The organism is Streptomyces sp. SID3343, assembly GCF_009865215.1.
GTDB lineage: Bacteria > Actinomycetota > Actinomycetes > Streptomycetales > Streptomycetaceae > Embleya.
This window is the reverse complement of record NZ_WWJX01000908.1, coordinates 1-14,918: the sequence shown is the minus strand read 5'-3', so window position 1 is coordinate 14,918 and position 14,918 is coordinate 1. Positions and strand designations below refer to the sequence as shown.

11 protein-coding genes and 1 pseudogene are annotated in these 14,918 nt (G+C 71.1%); 3 read left to right on the top strand and 9 right to left on the bottom strand.

All coding sequences use genetic code 11. The annotated features are described in order from the left end of the window. Positions 1-744: 744 nt before the first annotated feature. The 6 genes from GT354_RS27925 to GT354_RS27900 form a co-directional block, all read right to left on the bottom strand. On the bottom strand, positions 745-1,512 hold the full coding sequence (locus tag GT354_RS27925) for an ATP-binding protein (RefSeq protein ID WP_346012203.1): 768 nt from the start codon (positions 1,510-1,512) through the stop codon (positions 745-747). After that, the gene (locus GT354_RS27920) at positions 1,509-3,080 is read right to left on the bottom strand and encodes a Mu transposase C-terminal domain-containing protein (protein ID WP_202512382.1); all 1,572 of its coding nucleotides are present in this window, start codon (positions 3,078-3,080) and stop codon (positions 1,509-1,511) included. The genes GT354_RS27925 and GT354_RS27920 overlap by 4 nt, the downstream gene beginning before the upstream one ends. 157 nt (positions 3,081-3,237) lie before the next feature. Beyond that, positions 3,238-4,506, bottom strand: a complete 1,269-nt coding sequence (locus tag GT354_RS27915) for an ATP-binding protein (RefSeq protein WP_161359137.1) — start codon at positions 4,504-4,506, stop codon at positions 3,238-3,240. A gap of 368 nt (positions 4,507-4,874) precedes the next feature. Then, a complete protein-coding gene (locus tag GT354_RS27910; RefSeq protein ID WP_346012202.1) occupies positions 4,875-5,081 on the bottom strand; it encodes a hypothetical protein in 207 nt (68 codons plus the stop codon). 53 nt (positions 5,082-5,134) lie between these two features. Next, a complete protein-coding gene (locus GT354_RS27905; protein ID WP_161359139.1) occupies positions 5,135-5,554 on the bottom strand; it encodes a PIN domain nuclease in 420 nt (139 codons plus the stop codon). 2 nt (positions 5,555-5,556) lie between these two features. Continuing rightward, entirely contained in the window at positions 5,557-5,763 is a 207-nt protein-coding gene (locus tag GT354_RS27900; RefSeq protein ID WP_161359135.1) for a type II toxin-antitoxin system VapB family antitoxin, read from the bottom strand. Positions 5,764-6,038: 275 nt separating this feature from the next. Here GT354_RS27900 and GT354_RS27895 point away from each other — a divergent pair, with 275 nt between their 5' ends. Further along, on the top strand, positions 6,039-8,954 hold the full coding sequence (locus GT354_RS27895) for a DEAD/DEAH box helicase (RefSeq protein WP_161359134.1): 2,916 nt from the start codon (positions 6,039-6,041) through the stop codon (positions 8,952-8,954). Between the two features lie 1,152 nt (positions 8,955-10,106). Continuing rightward, a pseudogene (locus tag GT354_RS27890) lies at positions 10,107-10,319 on the top strand (IS5/IS1182 family transposase); the annotation flags it as partial. Between the two features lie 131 nt (positions 10,320-10,450). Here the strand turns inward: GT354_RS27890 and GT354_RS27885 are convergent. Beyond that, positions 10,451-11,731 (bottom strand): MFS transporter, encoded by a 1,281-nt coding sequence (locus tag GT354_RS27885; RefSeq protein ID WP_202512381.1) that lies wholly within the window; start codon positions 11,729-11,731, stop codon positions 10,451-10,453. Positions 11,732-11,908: 177 nt separating this feature from the next. Between GT354_RS27885 and GT354_RS27880 the strand changes: the two genes are divergently transcribed. Continuing rightward, a complete protein-coding gene (locus GT354_RS27880; RefSeq protein ID WP_161359133.1) occupies positions 11,909-12,517 on the top strand; it encodes a TetR/AcrR family transcriptional regulator in 609 nt (202 codons plus the stop codon). A gap of 118 nt (positions 12,518-12,635) precedes the next feature. Here the strand turns inward: GT354_RS27880 and GT354_RS56655 are convergent, their stop codons facing one another. Next, positions 12,636-12,851: a hypothetical protein gene (locus GT354_RS56655; RefSeq protein ID WP_202512380.1), complete on the bottom strand. Its 216-nt coding sequence runs from the start codon at positions 12,849-12,851 to the stop codon at positions 12,636-12,638. A 666-nt stretch (positions 12,852-13,517) separates the two neighbouring features. Further along, positions 13,518-14,651, bottom strand: coding sequence for a hypothetical protein (locus GT354_RS27870; protein ID WP_161359132.1), 1,134 nt, complete (start codon positions 14,649-14,651; stop codon positions 13,518-13,520). Positions 14,652-14,918: the final 267 nt, after the last annotated feature.

The window sequence follows — 14,918 nt, the reverse complement described above, 5'->3', positions numbered from 1 at the left end:
CGCGCGACCCTACGGGTCGCAAGGGTGGTGGGTGGGTCCGACTCCGTCGGACCCACCCACCACGCAATCGCTACGCGATTGCCCGACGAGGCTTGGTCGACGGGCTGCGGGTGATTGGAACGAGGAACTGCGCTGGCAGTGAAGGAGGTCGGGAGTGGGGTATGCGATCGTGTTGTGAGGTTTCTTCGTTGGCCTATCTTCGGCCCTCATCTCTGATCTGACGACTCGTCAATTTTCTTTGACAGTAGGTAAATTACCTTCATCTTCTGTCAACTCACCTTGTTTTCAAGGGCTTTACGGGTCATCGACTCGCATCTGCAGAATACCGGACCTGTGCCGGATCAGGCACTGCGTGCATCACTTGCTTGCAAGGGTACGATTCTGGATATTGGCCGGTACCCACCGAACCCCTCGGGCCGTTGCACGAGCCGCACCGGCGCCTCCGGCGCCCTCCGCACGCAGCCTCGTCCCGGCGCAGCGTCGCCCCCGGTCGAAAGCGTCCCCCTCCCTCCGGGAACAATCCCGACAGGAACCACCCGCGGCGCGGTTCCTCACCACTTACCTCACACGAAAAAAACCTCACACAAAACCCCGCCTTCGCGCCCGTGTCGGGCCCTCGCCAACGCATCGCCGTCGGCCCCGAGTCGGACACCGCAGGCACCGTCCACCGCGATGTCCCGCCGGCGGACGGTACGCGATCCGGCGGACGGTGCGGAACGTGACGCGGTGGGGCGGTGAGGTGGTCTAGCTGCCGGAGCCGAGGCGGCTGAAGGCCCAGCGAAGCACCTCCTGGTCGACACGGGTGCGGCCGGTGCGCTCGAGAGCGGTTCGGGCGTGGGCGGTCAGGCGGGCCCAGTTGCGGAAGTTGCCGTGGGCCGCGTGTTGGTCCGCGTAGGCGATGTCGTCGGGGTCGGCATCGGCCCAGACGGGGTGGTAGAGCGGGATGACGTCCTGGACCTCGTCGGGAGTGAGACGGGTGAAGCGCTGCCAGATGAAGATCCGGGAGGACAGCATCGGCTCCTTGCGCAGCGTGTGGTGGCAGCCTTCTCCGCCCACGAAGACGATCGCGAGCCGGGTGTACGGGTCATCCCAGATGTAGCGGACGTATTCCAGTTGATCGCTGGAGAGCCACTGTGCCTCGTCGAGGACGAGGGTGCGGGGGCGGGTGGCGAATTCACTCTTGAGGAGGTGGTCGAACTCGCCGGCGTAGCGCGGGGGCCGGCCCGGCAGCCCGAGGCTGGTGAACAACTCGTGGCGCACCGCGCGGGTGGTGGGACGGGCGTGGAAGGTGATGCGGTGGATGTCCTCGCCGGGATCGAGTTCGCGCAGACAAGTGGTGACCGCCACCGTCTTGCCGAAGCCGGCACCGCCGTGGATACACGTCATCGCGCGGGCGGCGATCGTGTCGGCCAGGTTCTCCCGCACGGTGAGCAGCGCGCGCGTGGTCACCAGACGCGCGTCGGGCAGCGCGACGTAGTGGTCGGTGGGCGCGGGCGGCAGGCGAGGGGTCACGGGGTGTCCTCTTGGGCGGGGGTGGGTGGCGAGTCGGTGGGCCGGGTGCGGGCTTTGAGCGTGTCGGGGGTGGCCCAGTCGGGCGGGGGCGGGGCGGGCGGGATCAGGTCGGGCAGCGCCAGTCGGGCGAGGTCGTCTTCGTGGTGGTGGGCGAGTTCCCGGGCGGCCTCGGGCACGGTGATGGCGTCCAGGCGGTGTGCCGGGGTGGGCTGGGTGACCGGGGCGAAGCGGTCCCGGCGTAGTTGTTCGGCGGCTTTGGCCTCGGCGCGTAGGCGACGCGCGCGGGTCGCGCGGGCGTGGCGCAGTGCGGCGCGTTGTTCGTCGGTGGCCTGGTCGGCGAGGTGTGCGGTGCCCAGGCGGCGGCCGTGGAGGGTGCAGACCTCGATCTCGTGGGTGTGGTGGGGCATGAACCGCACCCTGACCTCGCGGCCGGCCTGCCCGGTCATCCAGTCGGCGATGTAGTCGCGGTTGCGGAAGCACACACCGTGGCTGGTGATCGTTCGAGTGCGGCCGTCGTCTTCGAGGGTGAAGGACCATACGTCCGCCGCGGGGATGTCGTTGAGCGGGGTCGGGTCGGCCTGCCATGCCTGCAGTGGGGTGGCGCCGTTCAGGGCGGCGGGGCGGTGCTCGGTGTTCCACCACGTCACCCAGGCCAGGAGCTCGGCGGTGAAGTCGCGGAAGGACAGCGCGGGGCCTGTGGGTGTGCGGTCGGGTCGTCGGCGGGGTTGTTGGGGGGTGTGGCCGGGCAGTGCGGCGAACAGCATCGTCTCCACGCAGTGGTTGAGGTTCTCGATGCCGCCCTTCAGGTGGGGGCTGTAGGGCGGCAGGACGGTGATGTCGGCGTTCAGGGCGGTGAGCGCGGTGGTCACGGTGCGGGAGAGGAAGTCCCTGCCCCGGTCGAACCGCACGTGCTCGGGCAGCCCGCCGAAGGGCCCGTAGGGGTCGGTGCGCACGATCGCGGAACGCAGCGCGGCCAGGACCGAGGCCCGCGTCGGAGGGCCGGGCGTGACGGCGACGCCGGTGATCGCCTTGGTCGCGCAATCGATGAACCACGTGACATACGGGTGGACGAGGTCGCCGTCGGCGACCACACGCAACGGGGCCTGGACGTGATCGGCCTCCCAGACGTGGTTGCGCCAGGTTCGGGGGCGCTTGGCGAACACGTCCAACGCACGGGCCGCTTCGGGACCCTTGCGGTAGCCGACCCGCTCCCCCGCCGTCAGATCCCGGCGCAGTGCGCGCAGGAACGTCGACAACGACGGCACCGGATCCAGCAACGGCGCGGCGGCCTGCGGCGCGCCGCCCGGGAGCAGCGCGCCGCCCGGCCTGGCGGCCGTACGGGCGCGGGTGACGAGCTCACGGTGGACCGCGGAGGCGTTGCCGCGCCAGTACGCCGGCAACACCCGGATGTCCGGGGTGATCTCGAACCGGTCGTCGCCGCGGGCACCCGGGTGCGCGGGCGGGGTGGTGGCATCGGCCAGCCATCGCCACACCGTGCGCTCCGACACTCCCAGACATTGCGCCGTCGTACGGACGTGACCGGTGGTGAGTTCACGCCGGGAACGCAAGCCCAGAAGGCTTCTCACGGCCGGCGCCCGCAATGCCGTCCGCGAAACGGCGTCGAGTTCCGGTGAGGCGACAGGGACGAGACGGGTCTCGTCGGCCTGCCGGTGCGTGTCGTCCGGGCCCACGGTTCGTCCTTCGATCGCGGTTGGCGGTATGTCGTCACAAGGGCGGGCCCAGGCGGGAGCAGGCCCAGGCCAGGAGGGCGCGGTCCACGTTCTTGCCCGAGTCGCGGTGACGGACGGCATACAGGTGGGACGTGATCTTCGCCCAGGCACGGAAGTTCCCCCGCGCACACGTCTGGTCCGCATGGGCCACGTCCTCGTCGGCCACGGCATCCCACAGCGGGTGGAACAGGCGCAGCACGCCCGGGACTTGAGGCGCGTCCAGGCGTGGCACCTGCTGCCAGGTCAAGACGCGGGAAGCCAGCGCGGGAGCCCGGGCGAGGGTGCGCTCGGCGCCGGCTCCACACAACACCAACGACGTCCGAGTGGTGGGGGCGTCGACCAGCAGGCGCAGATAGTCCAGTTCGGGGGCCGCGATGCGTTGGACATCGTCGACGATCAGGACGCCCGGCTCCTTCAGCGCGTCGATGAGCACGCGGTCGGCCGCATCGGTGCGGTTCGTCAGGTGGGCGGCCGGCAAGCCGAACGCGGTGAGCAGCGCGGCACGCACCTGGGGCAGCGCGGGTTTGACCGCCACCTGCGCTCGATGGACCGGGACCCGCCTGGGCAGCAGACGCAACGCTTGGTGAACGGCGACTGTCTTGCCGTGGCCGGTGTCGCCGTACACGCAGGCGATCCCGCGGGCGGCGACGGTGTGAGTGAGTGCTTCGGCGACCTGGCCGAGTTGGCGTGTCGACACCAGGTGCGCGCCGGGCGTGTACAGCCGCACACCATCATCGACGGGTTCCGGCCCCGCGATCGGATCGCTCCCCCGAACGGCTTCGGCATCCCGAATCGGCGGCGTGGGCCGGCCCTGTTCATCCACCGTTCCCGGAAGTGCCAGGTCGGCCAACGCCCGGTCGTAGCCGTCCGCGGCCGACCCGTGGATCGGACGCGCGATCCCAAGCACCCGTCCCGAGCGAAGATCACGACGTACCGCGTGATAGAGCGTCGTCAACGACACGACCCGGGGCGGCTGCGAGGGAGTTTCGCCTTCGGTGTCCTTGTCGGCTCCGGCACACATCCGGCGGTGCAAGGCCTTCACGTTCCCGCCCAGGTCCGCCAGACACGCCCACAGGGCATCATCCAACGTGAACCGGTGACGTCCCGGCGGGTCCGCGCGGCTTGAGGCGCGCGCTGCCGCCAACCAGCGCCACACCGTGCGCTCCGATACCCCCACCGCCTCGGCTGCGACCGCCACGTGCGCGCGGGTGACACCACCCGCTTCCGTCAAGGCCAGCAGACGCCGCACCACCAACGGCCGCATCACCGCAGCCGTATCCGAGGAACCCACAACAGGACGTACCGAAACCGAAGAACGAATCCTCGCCATGACAGCAAGCACACCCACGCCCCGGGGGGCCTGACACAGGAATGGGCAACTCCATGACAGAACAACCCGCTTGTGTTAGGCACCCGATGTCAGTCGATGGTCACCCCCGTGACAGTCGAAACGATCACGGTCATCCACACCCCGACCAGCACACAAACACCCACACGACACCCGTGGCCCACTGACGACCAACCACTGCCATCACAACGCACACTCACAGCAGGGACCACCGACCACATCCGCCAACGACAACTCGGTACCGCAGGCACGCGCCACGCCCGGCCACCCCTCGGGAAGGTCGATCAGAGGAGAATCGCGCCGGGGGTGGCCTGTTCGAGCCAGGTCGCGGGGATGCGGCGGCCCCCGGCGGTCACGTGGATCCGGTCGTAGGGGGCGCCGGCTCGGTGGCCGTGGGCGCCGTCGCCGGTGATCACGGTGACGTCCGGGTATCCGGCGCGGGCGAGGTTCCTGCGGGCCTGTCCCCACTCTCGGTCGTGGTGCCACGTCACGGAGCTTCGGGTGGAGCCTGATCGTGACCGGAGAGGGCATGGGGCGTGCGCTGTCAGTCGGCCGTTCCGGCAGGGGCGACCCATTGGGTGGGTTGGCCGGTGACGGTGGCGATCATGTCGTAGTCGCCGTCGTAGTGCAGGACCACCACGCCGTGGCGCTCCGCGGTGGCGGCGATGAGCAGGTCGGCCATGGACAGCGCCCGGTGGAAACCCTTGCCCACCGTCAGGCGCTGGACATCCTTGGCGCGGTCCCACACCTCGTCCGGACAGGGCAGGTAGTCGAAACCGGTGAGCAGGCGGTACAGACGGTCGGCCTCGTCGGCGTCACGGGCGCTGTGCAGGACCTCCATCTCCACCGCCCCTGTGACCGCGAGGAGTCCGCGCTCGGACAGGTCGTCCAGGACGGGGCGCACGGCGGGTTTGCCCCAGCGGGCGAGCGCGGACTTGTCGATCAGGTAACGCAGCCGGTTCACGTTCACGAGGCGTCGCGTGGGGCGGAGCGGTCCTCGTCGAGGAGGTCGAACTCGCCGGAGGCGATCGCGTCCGCCAGCTCCCGGCGCCGGGCCAGTTTGACGGCGGCGAGCAACGCCGCGTTCACCGTGGCGACCTTGGTGCTCGTCCCGAGGTGTTCCTGGGCCTCGGCGAGCAACGCGTCGTCGAGATCGATGAGCGTACGAGACATGAAGACTCTCCTGTCCTCGACGGGAAACAACCCCATGATATCAAAACCGGTCCATATTTGATATCACGGTTGATCCGTGAGGTCCGCGCGATCCGAGGGCGGGGCCGGTATCGGTCGGGGTCCGGGGTGGCGGGTCCTCGACCACGGGACGGCAGCGTGCACGTGCTCGGTCCCTCATAGGCGCAACACCCGCGAAAATACCATTACCACCGGAAGCGACACCGAGACGACAGCACGACCACGGTCCGGGTGCCAGCGACGCGAAGAGAGAAACCGTGCAGCATTCCTTGCCACTTTTCCCGCACGAGACCTCACCACATTCCTCGCGCCGGCCGGTGTCGCCGTTGCGCCCGCACCAGCGCGAGGCCGTCGACGCGATCGTCCGCGCCCTGGAGAACCCCGACCCCGACAGGGTCGTCGACGCTCCGCACGGCGGGGCGAGGGCCACCGCGGTGATGGCCTGCGGTACCGGCAAGACCCGCATCGCGGCCGCCACGGCCGCCGCCCTCGCGCCGCGCGGCCGTGTGTTGGTTCTGGTCCCCACCCTGGATCTGCTGACCCAGACCGTCGCCGCCTGGCAGGGCGCCGGACGTGTCGGCGGGACGCAGATCGCGGTGTGCTCGCTCACCGGTGATCAGGCCTTGGGCGAGGCGGGCGTGCGGTGCACCACCAGCGCGCCCCGATTGGCCCTGTGGGCGGCCGGCTCGGGGCCGCTCACGGTCTACGGCACCTACCAGCTCGGCGCCGTTTTGACCGCCCACGCGGGCGCCTACGGCCTCGCGTTGGCCGGGTTCGACCTCGTGATCGTCGACGAGGCGCACCGCACCAGCGGATCCCTGGGGAAGGAGTGGGCCGCGGTCCACGACAACACCCGCCTCCCCGCCGCGCGACGGCTATACCTCACCGCGACGCCCCGCGTGTGGGAGCCGCCCGCCAACAGCGCCTACACGGAGGCAACCCTGGCCGACACCGACGCCGAGCTGCCCCCGGCCCTCGCCCAGGACGACGTGTGGGAGGACCCCGGCCTCGCCACCGACCGAGACGCTGCCGGCGAGGCCGACGGGGGTGTGGAGTGGGCCGACGACGACCGGGACGAAGGCCGGGACGACCGGCCGGTCCGCGTCCGCGGCGGCCGCCCCGTGCACTCCGCCCTGCCCGCCGGCACCGTCGCGTCGATGGACGACGAGAGCATCTACGGCCCCGTCGTCCACCGCCTGGAACTCGCGGCGGGGTCGCGTATGGGGCTGATCGCCAGGCCCAGGGTGGTGGTCGTCGAGATCACCGACCCGCAGGTCCAAACCCTGGCCCGGGCCACCGGCAGCGACCTCAACCGAGGCCTCGGCCGGCGCAGTGTCGAGGAGGTCGAGCAGTACCGGGCCGCGCGCCTGGTCGCGTTGCAGACCGCCGTCCTGCGCGCCGCGGCCGACCACGACCTCGACACGGTGATCGCCTACCACTCCCGCACGGTGGAGGCCCAGGCCTGCGCGGCGAGCCTGCCCGAGGTCGCCGCCCGGCTGCACCGGGACGACCCGGAGCGTCACCCCGAACCGGTGTGGGCGGACTGGTTGTGCGGCGAACACCCCACCGAACACCGCCGCGACGTCCTCACGCGGTTCGTCCAGCGCGCCGACGCGCAGGGGACCGTCGCCCGCCGCGCGATCCTCAGCAACGTGCGGGTCCTGGCCGAAGGCGTCGACCTGCGCGCCTCGGCCGTCGCCTTCATGGACCCCAAGTTCAGCATCGTGGAGATCGTCCAGGCCATCGGCCGCGCCTTGCGTCAACACCCGGGCGAGGGACGGACCGCGACGATCATCGTCCCGGTGTTCCTCGCGCCCGGGGAACGGCCCGACGACATGCTCGTCTCCGACAGCTACCACCCGTTGGTCCGCACTCTCCACGCCCTGGCCGCGCACGACGCCCGGGTCCTGGACATGCTCGCCACACCCGCACCCAGCGGACCCAAACCATGGGCAACGATCACGACCGACACCGACACCGGGCCGGGAGACGGCGACGCCGGGCCCGAGGACGGCACGCTCGTCGAGGACCAGGACGACGCGGACGGTGGCGCCGAGCCCGGTGACCGCGGTGCCGGACCCGACGACGGCGACGTCGAGCACGCCGAGGACCACGACGACGCCGAGCCCGGCGACGGCGACGGCGACGCCGCCGGCGTCGAGGAAAGGTTCCTCGTCCGGTTCATGACCGACCGCGACCCCGCCCTCCTGCGCGACTTCGTCACCCTGCGGGTGATCAACCCCGAACGCCGCGACTGGCGTCGGGGGTACCTGGCCGCACGGCGCCGGCACGCCGCCCACGGGGACCTGAAAGTACCGCTGGAGACCATCGACTACGACGCCGACACCGGGACGTCGTACCCGCTCGGGCAATGGATCGGCGACCAACGACGGGCATGGGTGGCCCGCTCGATCAGTCCTCGGCGCGTCGAGCTGTTGGAGCGACTCGGGATGGTCTGGAACACCGACGACACCGCGTTCGAGACCGGACTCGCCATGAGCCGCGCGTACTTCGCCGTCCACGGCCACTTGGCGGCGCCCAAGCCCGCCGCCGTCAACGGGTACCCCGTCGGGCAGTTCCTCGCCAACTGCCGCCGACCCTTGGAGACACGCAGGAACCCCGACCGGTGGCGCGAACGCTGGGGGCAGCTCGCGGCGATCGACCCCGATTGGAACCCCGCCGGACGCAGCGACCCGGCGCGGCGGTGGTCGTTGGACTGGCAGCGCATGCTCGCCGCGGTACGCCTGCACACCGAGGCCGGCGGCCGCGTCGACGACCTGGTCCCCGGACACACCGTCGGCGGCGAGGACGTCGGGGCCTGGCTGAAGCGGCAACGACGCGGCGCGGAGAGTCTGACGCCCGCGCAGCGGGCCGCGCTGGCCGAGATCGGCGTCGACGTCACCACACCGCAGGAGCAGCCGGCCGCGTCGGCGGTGGCGGTGCGGGCGGACCGGTGGACGCTCACCCTCGCCGCGGCGGCGGCGTACCGGGAACGCGAAGGGCACCTGACCGTGCCACGCAAGCACATCGAGACCGTCGAACACGACGGCGAGGCACACCAGGTCAAGCTCGGCGTCGCCCTCGCCAACGCACGACAACGCCGCGCCACATACCCACCCGGAGGACGACACCACGGCCCCGCCGACATTCGGCGGGGTCGGCCCGGTTACTGACATTGCTCGTGACGAAACCGGCTGACATCTTCGGGCTCTGTCTCCGGAAGCGTGAATTCCCTGACCGGCGCGGCTGCCGGGCGACGGAAGCGACGAATCGGCGCTGTTCAATGGGTGGTTGACGCCGTCGATCCCGCGCCTCGAAGATCGTTCACGCTTCCCGAGACAGAGTCCATCTTCGCGCCTTGTGCCCGTCCGGGTGCGATATCCGGGGCGGTCTGCCCGGGCCCGGTGAGCGTTCGGGCGATTCCGGCGCCGGCGTTCACATGTCGGCCCCGGCGTGAGGTGCCTTCTCGGCCGGCCTCGCCCGGGCCCGACACCGCCGCACCGCCGCGCCGGACGGGCGATGCCTCGGCCGGGCCTCGGGACGGGCGAGAACTTGGCTGTGAGGCGGGGCCTCCGATCGAAAGAGGGTCCCCAGAGAAGTAGTCGGCGGCTCTCAGCCCCTCGTTCGACGCGTTGACCAGCCTGTTCGCCCACACGCGGGGACGAACCGAGGCAACCGGAAGGGCAACCGGAGAAGCAACCTCGACCGCCGGCCGCGCGCCGGGCCCGGCGTGCTCACTTCTTTCGGGTGAACTCTTCGGTGTGCCGGGCCGGTTGGTGTCATCGTGGGTGCTGTGTCCTTCGCGGGGTCCACACATTCATCTGTCGGTGGGCTGTGCGGGCTGTGCCCTGCGGGGGGAACGAGGCACGGCTCCGACCACACGTGTGACGCGTGTGGTCGGAGCCGTGCCTCGTCTCACGGGTACCGGCCGGGGGCGGAGGGCCGGCGCCCTCGGGTCGGCCCGCCTCGCCCTTGCGGATGCGGGCGGCGAGTTCGTCGATCTCCCGGTCGAACAGGCGGTCCATCGTCGCCACCAACTGCGGGCCGGGTCGGTGCGCAGAGTCCGGGGACCAGGTCGCCCCGGTCGACGTGCCGGCCGGAGTCCTTCGAGGCGCTCCGGGACGAAGGCGTCGAGGTTGGTGTCGAGGACCGGGTTGATCGGGTCCGTCGCGGGGTCGGGTGGTTGCCGTGCGAGGGGATCGAGCCGGCGGTGCACCGCGCGGAGTTCCTCGTCGGATCGCGCGGCGATCTCTTGTGTCGTGACGGCCTCGCAGGTGTGGCGCTGAAGGCCGCCCTGTTGGGACGCTCGCGCGGCGGCCTGACCGAACCGCAAGAAGAGGAGCCGCCCGGGCGGACGGCCCGTCGGCCACGACGCCGATCTCTCCAAGGAACGCAACAGCGTGGAGCGTTGCATCAACAAGATCAAGGACTGGCGTGGCCTCGCCACCCGCTTCGACAAGACCCCCGCCGGCTACCTCGCGGCACTCCACCTGCGTGGTTCCCTCATCTGGATCCGCAGTCTCCGCCCCACCGAATGATCTCAACACGGAACAGGCCCCAGTGCCGCATCAGGCAACGTTTGCCCTCTTGACGATCTGACGTAGGCGTTCGTCGGCGGCGTGTTTGTTTCGCCGGATGAAGTAGCGGCGGATCACGCCGGCGTCGGCGGTCAGCGAGTGCCCACCCGGACCAGCCGGGCGCGGCCGGCGACGAGGGCGGCCGCGGCCTGGACCACGCACACGCTCAGCAGCGCCGCCAGGGGCGCCGTCCAGCCGCCGGTTGCCTCGTGGAGCAGGCCCGCGCCCAACGGGCCGACCGTGGCGATCAGGAATCCGGTGCCCTGCGCCATCGAGGACAGCGCCGAGGTCTGCGGGCCGTCGCCGGTACGCAGGCCGATCAGGCTCAGCGCCACGGCGAAGCCGGCACCTTGGCCCAGGCCCAGGACCACCGCGGCGACCCACACGCCCCACGGGGCAGGGGCCAGCACGATGCCGGCCAGACCGACCCCGCTCAGGAGCGCGACGGCCACGGCCGGGACGCGCTGGTCGGGCAGGCGGCGGTAGACCGAAGGCAGGGTCGCGGCGCCGGCCACGCCGACCAGGCTGGTCAGCGACAGGATCAGGCCGCTGTGGGTCTCGCTGATGCCGCGGTCCAGGCACATGCTGGGCAACCAACCGAAGACGACGTAGGCCAGGAGCGCCTGGGCCGCGAAGAACACCGTGACGTGCCACGCGGTCGCGTCCCGCCACAGGCGAACCCGAATCGCGGCCGGCCCGACGGCGGGCGCCGCCTCGGCGTGGACCTGCGGCAGCCACGCCACGATCGCCGCCGCGGACAGCGGGATCGCCACGAGGGCCAGCGGTATCCGCCAGGTAGACCCGGTCACCTCCGCGAGCGGAGCCGCCACCGCGGAGCCGCCGGCACCGCCGAAAGTCAGGCACGCCGAGTAGAACGCGGTCACGCCGGCCACCGCGCCCGCGAACCGGTGCCGGATCATGCCCGGCAGCAGCACGTTCGCGAGCCCGATGGCCGCCCCGACCAGGATCGTCCCGGCGAACAGCGCGCCCGCGTTCGGCACCAGGCGGATCGCGGCTCCCGCCACGAGCAGGACCAGACTCGCGAGCACCACTCGGGCCTCGCCCCAGCGCCGCCCGAGAACGGGGCCGACGAACGCGAACACGCCCAGGCACAGCACCGGAAGAGAGGTCAGCACGCCGACCGCCGCGCCGGACAGGCCGAGGTCGTCGCGGATGCGGCTCAGCAGCGGGCCGGTGGCGGTCACCGGCGCGCGCAGGGCGAGCGCGACCAGGGCCAGGGCGATCAGGGCACCGATCGCGACGCCGGCTCGGACGGGCGGGGTGGATGGGCGACTCGGGGAGGGTGGATCGGCCGGGTGGTCGGGGTTGAGCTCGGGGTTGGGCGAAACGGCGGCGGACATGGGGACGGGCATGGTGGAGACCCTTCGACGAGAGGCGATCGGCCATCGGAGCGAGGCGGGCTGAAGCCGCCTCCTTTTCAGTGATACAGTACGTCCTGTATCAATTCAAGCCGATGCCACCGCACCCCGACTCGCCGCCCGCTTCCCCACCCGCCCCGACCGAGGCCCCTCACCACAAAGGACGTCCCCGTGCCGCCTACCCCCACCCCGCCCCGTGCCGCCGGGCGTCAGAAGGACCCCGAGATCGACGCGGCCGTGCGGACCGCGACCCTCGACCTCCTCGCCGAGGTGGGCTATGCCGAGTTCACCATCGGCCAGGTCGCCAAGAACGCCGGCGTCTATCGGCCCGCCATCTACCGACGTTGGCCCTCCAAGCAGCACTTGATCACCGACGCCGTCGCCACACTCCTGGGCACGACTCCCACCACTGACACCGGCGACCTGCGGGCCGACCTCGTCGCGGGCATCTCCACCCTGGTCACCGCATTCGAGACCACCGTGCTCGGCCGAGTCCTGCCCGCGCTCGTCGCCGACCTCGCCGGCGACCCCGCGCTGCGCGACACCTTCCTCGAGGACGTCTTCCACACCCGTCGACGCAGCACCGAGGTCGTCCTGCGGCGCGCCGCCGAGCGCGGGGAAATTCCCGAACTCGACGACACCGCGATGCAGTTCACCCTCGACGCACTGGCCGCGCCGGTCTACTACCGCGCCCTGTTCCGACACACCCCACTGGACCACGCCCTGGTCACCGACAGCGTCGACCTCGTCCTCGCGGGGCTGGTGTCCCGACCGGGCTGACCGGCGCCGGGCATGGCACTAGCTGGCATCGCGCCGGGTGAGGGCGACCTGCGTCGCGTCACCCGGCCGCTCGGTGGTGGATGCGGCGGTGCGGTCCGGTCGATGAGGTGGTGCACGGCTATGCGGCCTTGGCGCGCGAGCGGGCCGCCGCGGTGGCCGCGTTTCGGACGACCCGTTCTTCGTTCACTCGGGACAGGTGGCCCTGTTCGGCGACCGTTTCGGAGCCGTGGACGTGCATCCGGACGCCCTTGAAGGGGGCCAACTCGGTTGCTTCATCCGCGAGTTGGGGAGTGACCGAGAAAGGCGAGGTCGGCGCCGCGGTGCTCCGCGGCATTGAGTCGAAGGACGCGTCGTGCCACCGGTCGATCGCCTCGGACTTCGCGGCGAGCGCCGGTCTGTCTCCTCGACGCACGAATCCGGCGGCAGCCCGCCCCGCGACTCGCCTAGAAGTAGTCGGCTGTCCTTCGGCCCTTGTCCGGGGCGTGTGGCCAGGCGTTTTCCCGGTCCGGCCGTCGCGATCGAAACGACCTGAGTGACAACCCGAGTGACCACTTGAGTAACGACCCGAGTGGCGACCTCCGGTGTGCCCCGGCCCGGTGGTCGTTCGGGTCGGGTCGCGCGCGGCTTTCACATCTGGGCCCCGGCGTGAGGTGCCTCGTCGGCCGGCGTCGCCCGGGCCCGGCCGCCGCGCCACTGGCGGGTGTGCCGGGGTCGGACCTCGGGCCGGGGCGAGGACTGAACGACGCGGGGCCTCCGATCGGAGGAGGGTCCCCAAGGGAAGTAGTCAGCGCTCCTATCGAGACCTGACGGGGCGGTGACCAGGGAAAACGATCGGTGGGCGGCCGATGCTCAAGCAACAGGAAAAGCAACAGGAAGGTAAATGGGCAGGGGTGGTGTCGGTCATGGTCGCGACCGTATTCGCCGGGCCCGGCCGGGCGTGGATGAATTGGTGTTCTCTCCACACACCCGTACCCAGGCTGCGCACCGGCGGGGGTGCGCATCACGCCCCGACCGGTACCAACGCCCTCGGGTGACCCGTCGGTTCCAAGCGCGACGGGCCACGCGACGGGGCAGGCGACGCCCCACGCGACGGGCCGAACGATGGGCCCACCGGCAGAACGGCCCTGTTTCGCAGCCGGTCACGGAAGAGGGCAGGCCGACCGTTCGGTCGCCGCCGTGGCCGAGTCTCGTCGTGTGTCGGGTCGGACCGGGTCACATGGTCGCGACCTGTTACGCCCTGCATCAGCGCGTAGGTGACCACCGGAACGGAGGCTTGGGAGAAGAACTCCATGACGCGTTCCATGCGGGTGCGGATCCGTTCCGGGTCGGGTGTGGGCGAATCCGCCTCGGCTTGGATCTGTTGCAACGCCTGGCGGGCTTGGGCTTCGTCCTGGGGCGGCAGGCGCAGGTCGGGAAGAGCGCTTTGGAGGCCGCGGGCGAAGGCGGACATGGCCCGGGCGTCCAGGTTGTTGACGGTGTTCGTCTGGGTGACGTTCGTGCCCATCGCGAAGTTGTTGCCGTCCATGGGCGCGTTGAAGTTGATCTGCTGTCCCACGCTGTCGCGTGGGCCTTGTCGGTGTTGGGACACGTCGCCTCCGGAGTCTTCGGCGCGGGCCGTTCCGGCCGCGGTGAGTCGGGGCCGGGGCACGCCGTGCCCCCAGGTTCCCGGCCCGCTGATCATTCCCGCCTCGCGCAGGGCCAGAGACGCGTTTTCCACCGCGGTCGTCGGTACGGGCGCGCCGGCGAACCATGCTCCGTCGGTGGTGGTGAAGTCGGCCAGGCGTGGGGTGTGTTGGCCGATCAGGGCCTGCCCATAGAGCCACAGGAGCAATTCCCGGCGCAGGTGTCGTTGTTGGGCGGCCGGGTCCTGACGCTGTGCGCGCAGGAGTTCGACCTCGCGTAGGCCGGCGGGCGTGAGGCGGGCCTCTGTGAGGTGGTCTTGCTCCTCGTAGGTCGTGGGTGCCGCTTCGGCGAAGTGGTCGTGGATCAGGCCGCGGAGCAGTTCGTCGCCGGCCCGGTTGTCGAGGCCGTGTTCGTCGAGGAAGGGGCGTGTGCGGACGAACGGTGAGTGCGGGGTCTCCTGGTCGGCGATCCATGTCAACAGCGCGCTTCTCAGCGACTGCGCGTTCGGCAACGCGATTCACCTCGTTGTGGGCTCGGGCAGGCTCGACAGGGCATCGAACCCGGTGGTCGGGGTCGCGGGCTTCGGGCGCGGGTGTCGCCGTGCCGGTCGAGACCTCGTCCGAGCAGCATGACCTCTCGCGGTCGCGTTCGGGGCGGTTTCCTCGGCCGTGCGCCACCAGTGTTCGGTCCCCGGTCGCGCGCTGCGGGGTCGAGGAGGACCTGGCCGGCGAGCGCGCGCCCGGCGCGCAGCGCCGCGGCCGGCACCTGCCATCCGGGC